Source organism: Deltaproteobacteria bacterium, from assembly GCA_009930495.1.
Taxonomy (GTDB): domain Bacteria; phylum Desulfobacterota; class Desulfovibrionia; order Desulfovibrionales; family Desulfomicrobiaceae; genus Desulfomicrobium.
Window position 1 is genome coordinate 1 of sequence record RZYB01000206.1, and the last position, 4,001, is coordinate 4,001.

Consider the following 4,001-nt stretch of genomic DNA (forward strand, 5'->3'; position numbering starts at 1 on the left):
CCCCTCGTCGGTTCTGGCCGCCCCGAAAACAACGACCATCGAAACCCTGCCCGCCGTCATGGTCGGGGACCGGGTTGTGGATATTGCCTATAATCTTGGCGTGCTGCCAGAGTGCATGTCCGTGCGGGCCTCGCTGTGGCCCATGGCCGATAAATTTAAAACCGTGTCCCAGCCCGTCGGCTGCCCCAAATGCGTGACCACGGCCAGAAAAAACGCCGTGCCTGGGGCGCTGAAAACGCACGGCATTTCCCGGGTCATTATCGAAAAAAATGACCAGTTTTGTCTGTTCACGCCCGGTCTCAAGCCGGAAAACGTCGTGCCCCTGCTCAAGGATTCGGGCGCCAGCATCGAATACGTGGATTTTTCCCAGGGTCTGGATACGGCCATCCGCCAGACCGCGAAGCTTCTGAACCGGGAAGCACAGGGCGAGGAGTTGATTGCCAAGCATACCAAGGAACTCGCGGAAGTTCAGGCCGGCCTGCCGCAATCGGCCAAGGGAAAAACCGTCGTCATCATCAATGGCACCTACCAGCCGGACACCGGGAAATGCCTGCTGCGCGTCGAATCCCCACGGTATTATGCGGACAAATTTTTGCTGGGCCCCCTTGGCTGCGCCAATGTCGGTGACGCGTTCAAGGGAACAGCCGAGGCATCCAATGGTCACTACCCCGTGCGCAAGATCAAGGGCGAGGCCGACCTTTCTCCGCTGCTGGCGGCCAACCCGGACGTCATTGTCATGACCGGAGACGCCACGGCCGTGCAGCAGGCCTTGGCGCGGCAGCTCCAGACCACGCCTGATCTTGCCAAAATCAAAGCCATCCGGGACATGGCCGTCTATGCCCTGCCCCTGTACATCGATTCCAGCGTTATCGAATATCCTCAAATTCTGCGCAAATGGGCTTTGGCCCTGGGCCGCTGAACGCTCCCACTTGATTTTTTCCGAGCCCTCGGGTCGAGTCCTTGGGCGACTTTGCCAGTCGTGACATGATTCATGAAACTGGTCCCACCCCGAACATGGCCCGATCACGCGACCGCGAGAGTCGCGTGGTCGGGCTCCTTCCCGACAATTTTTGGGGCCCCTGGTCTGTAATTCACCTTTCGATCGCGCCATGAATTCTCCCTGGGAACGTGGGTGTTTCGCCCGCATGGGAGGGGGCGTCTGGGCGATTTTGCACGAGAATTCAAATGCGGGCCAAATATGGCTTTTGCCGGTCGTATTTGGCTTTTGGCGTTGTTTTTTGGCTTCAAGAGTTAGTCTTTGCTAAATTTATCCGTAGAGTCCTTTCGCAGCGCATTTGTGCCGCGTCCCTTTTTTGAAGCCGAGCCAAATCAATAACTTCTTGTAAAATAGAATGCTATAAAAATGGCTTTGGTTTTGAGGGCTGTTTGGCGATGACGCCGTGGTCTGAAAAAGGGGAATCCACGGGGCTGACGAGTTAACTGAAGCTAAAAATAAAAATGAGAATCACGGCAAATTCCGCCGAAAACAAAAAACAAAATATCTGACGGCAGGCATAAAAAATTCATGAATCGTGAAAGTCGCCTTTTTTTCACGCCTTCACGTCAGCGAAACAAGGAATGGACATGAAGACAGACCGAATCCACGCGCCGTTGGCCGCCCTGGTCATTGGCTGCGCCGTAGTTCTGGGGACGGGAGGCGCCACGCGGGCCGAAAACGCGGGGCAGGTCCGCGAGACCCTGGAGCAGTCCATCGAGGTGCGCCAGCAGACACAGCACAAGGAAGACGACTGGTCAAACCGCAAGAACGAACTCCAGAGCAAGTATCAATTTTCCCAAGAGGAAGAAAAACGTGTCCGCCAGGCGCTGGATTCGGCGCGCGAACGGCTGGCCGTGGAGCAAAAACTCGTGGCCGAAACGGAACGCGGCATTGCCGGCGCCCAGGAATACGAACAAAAGCTCCAGCCCTTCCTGGAGAACACGGTGGCGGACCTGGAACGGTTCATTGCCCGCGACATCCCTTTTCTGCCCAAGGAACGCTCGGAGCGCATCGCCGGCCTGCACGAACTTCTCGCGCGTCCCGACGCATCGGGCGCGGAAAAGGCGCGACGCGTCATGGAAGCCCTGCAGATCGAGGCCGATTACGGCCGCAGTGTCGAGGTTTATCAGGATACGGCGTCCCTGGATGGTGAGGCGCTTCTTTTGGACGTGCTTCGTCTGGGCCGGGTCAGCCTGTTCTGCCGCACTCCGGGCGGAGGCAAGGTCGGCCGCTATGACCGCGAGGCCAAGGGGTTTGTGTCCCTGCCGGACGAGGATCAGGCCGAGGTCGTCAAGGCCATGGAAATCGCCCGCCGCGAACGGACGGCGGATCTCGTCAAATTGCCCATCGGCCGGATCGACGTCCAATGATCGCGCGTCCGTATAACCCAACGCGCCGCTGTCCCGAACGCATCAATGGCGGCGACCACGAACATCAACCTTACGCCCCCCGGATTCCGGTGAACGCAATGAATACAAAGACACATTTTTCCCTTTGGTCCACAATGCTCTGTCTGGCTGCATGTGTGCTGGCGTTTTCCGCCCTGCCTGCTACCGCCGAGGACATGCGCGCGGCCTCGCGCAAGGCCCAGGCCGAATACGACGCAGCCCAGGCCGAATCCCAGAAAAGCACGCGGCGCATCCTTGAAGACCGCGCGACCCTGGAACGCGAAGTCGGCGGCCTGGAAGGGCGGGTGAAGGCCATGGCGGCCGAGCTGGAAAGCGTGAACACCGCGCTGCTGGCCCTGGACGCGCGTAAAAAAGAGCTGAGCGAAACCCAGGCCGATTCTGAAATGGGCCTGCGCGAACTGACGGGCACCCTGCGCGTGGCGGCCCGCGATCTGGACGCATCCCTGCGTCAGTCTCCTCTGACCGCGATCACGCCGCAACGCGTGGATCGTTTGCAGCCCCTCATGGACAAGGACCATTTTCCGGATCTGCGCGACGCCACAATCCTGACCTAAGCCTACTTCGAGGAAATGGCCCGGTCCGCCGAGGTTGTCGTGCGCCAGGGTGCGGTCGTCGGCCGAAACGGCCAGGAGGAGGAATGCTCCATCTTGACCGTCGGCCCTTTCAGCGCGGCTTACATGAAGGGCCAGGAAACGGGGTTCTTGCGCTACTCGGAAGACACCAGACGCTTTTTCGCCCTGCCGACCCTGCCGGACTGGCTTACGCGGCGCGCTCTTGATCAGTACTTCCATGGGCAGGCCGAGGCGGTCAGTCTGGACATCACCGGCGGCGCGGCCCTGCGCCAGATCGTGCACACCAATTCCCTGACGGACCAGATCAAAAACGGCGGCCTTCTGGTCTGGCCCATTCTGGCTATCGGCCTTGTCGCGTTGATCATGAGCGTGGAGCGGATGATTTTTCTCAAGCGCGTTCACGACAACGCCGACCGGGTCATGGGCAAGGTCAACACCATGGCCCAGCAAGGCCGGTGGATGGAATGCGACGACATGGTCCGGGAGAAGAAAGACCGTCCCGTGTACAATGTGCTCAAGGCCGGTCTTGCGGCCCGGAGCGAGGCCCGTGAAACCTTGGAAAGCATCCTTCAGGAAGCCATTTTGAAGGAGTTGCCCCGGCTGGAACGCTGCCTGCCCATGCTCAACATGCTCGGTGCCATTGCCCCGCTGCTCGGACTTCTGGGCACGGTCACGGGCATGATCAGCACCTTTCACGTCATCACCCTGCACGGCACCGGCGATCCGCGCATGATGTCCGGCGGCATTTCCGAAGCCCTGGTCACGACCATGCTCGGTCTGGGCGTGGCCATTCCCATCATGCTTGTCCATACCTTTTTGAACCGCCGCGTGGACCACATCATCGGCGACATGGAGGAAAAGGCCGTGGCCCTGACCAACATCATCTACCGCGAATCGGCCTGCAGCTAGGAAAAATTCATGGAGTTCCTGTCCCAAACCTACGACTACCTGCGCCCCGGAGGGCTGGTCATGGTCCCTCTGATTTTTGCCTCGTGCTGGATGTGGGTGCTGATCATTGAGCGC

The 4,001-nt window shown here is 59.5% G+C and carries 5 protein-coding genes; all 5 read left to right on the forward strand.

All coding sequences use genetic code 11. The features are described from left to right. Positions 1-919 (forward strand): ABC transporter substrate-binding protein (locus tag EOL86_12505; protein ID NCD26396.1); only part of this gene is annotated, 919 nt, incomplete at its 5' end. 659 nt (positions 920-1,578) lie between these two features. Then, on the forward strand, positions 1,579-2,367 hold the full coding sequence (locus EOL86_12510; protein NCD26397.1) for a DUF3450 domain-containing protein: 789 nt from the start codon (positions 1,579-1,581) through the stop codon (positions 2,365-2,367). A gap of 98 nt (positions 2,368-2,465) precedes the next feature. After that, a complete protein-coding gene (locus EOL86_12515; protein ID NCD26398.1) occupies positions 2,466-2,960 on the forward strand; it encodes a hypothetical protein in 495 nt (164 codons plus the stop codon). A 15-nt stretch (positions 2,961-2,975) separates the two neighbouring features. Then, positions 2,976-3,887 carry a MotA/TolQ/ExbB proton channel family protein gene (locus tag EOL86_12520; protein NCD26399.1) on the forward strand — a complete coding sequence of 304 codons (912 nt, stop codon included), beginning with the start codon at positions 2,976-2,978 and terminating at the stop codon, positions 3,885-3,887. A 9-nt stretch (positions 3,888-3,896) separates the two neighbouring features. After that, the coding region (locus EOL86_12525) for a MotA/TolQ/ExbB proton channel family protein (protein ID NCD26400.1) at positions 3,897-4,001 on the forward strand (105 nt) is incomplete at its 3' end.